General features: G+C 53.6%; 1 protein-coding gene. It reads right to left on the bottom strand.

Annotated features, from left to right (window positions below; all coding sequences use genetic code 11):
- A partial coding sequence (gene glgP / locus HWQ67_RS19165; protein WP_218254295.1) for a glycogen/starch/alpha-glucan family phosphorylase occupies positions 1 to 1,192 on the bottom strand: 1,192 nt, incomplete at both ends.

Below are 1,192 nucleotides of genomic sequence, written 5' to 3'. Positions count from 1 at the left end.
TCCAGGTCGTAGCCAAGCTCGTTGAGGGCCTTTTCCATATTGTCGTAGATGGAATCGGGGTTTATGCTGATACCTTGGTGGTCCATTATGCAGATGGCAAGGTGGCGTTTGTTTCGTTGTTTGATTTCGTGCCATCGTTTCAGGAAGTCCTTGTCGTTGCTGAAGGGGATGAGTTTTTTGAGGTCTCTGAGGTTGGATATCCAGCCATCGCCGATGTGGCCGGTGATCAGGCGTGCCAATTCGAGGTTGCACAGTCTCAGGAAGCGTCGCTGGGTGATGCCGTTGGTTTTGTTGTTGAACTTGTGCGGCCACAGACCGTAGAAGTCCTTGAACAGGTCGAGTTTGAGTATCTCCGTGTGCAGGGCGCTGACGCCGTTGACGCTGTGGCTACCGACGATGCAGAGGTTTGCCATGCGCACCTTTTTTTCGTCACCCTCTTCGATGATGGACATCCGGCGCAGCTTGTCGATGTCGCCGGGGTATTTTGCGATCAGGGCGTCAATGAATCGCTGGTTGATTTCGTAGATGATCTCCATGTGTCTTGGCAGGACACGGTGCATGAGGTGTAGGGGCCAGCGTTCGAGGGCCTCCTGCATGATGGTGTGGTTGGTGTATGCGAAGGTGGCCGTGGTTATCTCCCATGCCCGGTCCCAGCCCAGGTGCTCGGAATCGATGAGTATACGCATGAGTTCGGCGATGGCAATGGCCGGATGTGTGTCGTTTAACTGTATGGCGACCTTTTGTGGGAAGTCCCTGTAGTCGGCCCGTTCGGGGAAGTTCTTCTTGTAGCGGCGAATGATATCCTGCAGCGTTGCAGAGACAAAGAAGTACTCCTGCTTGAGGCGCAGCTCCTTGCCCTCAAAGACGTTGTCGTTGGGATAGAGGACCTTGGAGATGGTTTCCGTGAAGACTTTTTCTGATACGGCCTTTTCGTAGTCGCCGTACTGGAAGTAGTTGAGGTCAAACTCACGTGTGGATTTAGCGCCCCAGAGTCTGAGTGTGTTGACGGTGTTGTTAGCGTAGCCGGGGATTGGGGTGTCGTAGGCGATGGCAACGACGTCCTGGGTATTGACCCATTCGTGTCTGAGGTGTCCGTTGTGGTCTTTGTAGGCGTTGACGTTGCCGTAGTAGTTGATAATATAGAGGTTTTCGGGTCTTTCGATCTCCCATGCGTTGCCGTATCGCAGCCAGT

Origin of the sequence: Candidatus Magnetobacterium casense (assembly GCF_019173545.1) — a bacterium.
GTDB lineage: Bacteria > Nitrospirota > Thermodesulfovibrionia > Thermodesulfovibrionales > Magnetobacteriaceae > Magnetobacterium > Magnetobacterium cryptolimnobacter.
This window is presented reverse-complemented; position numbering and strand designations above follow the sequence as displayed.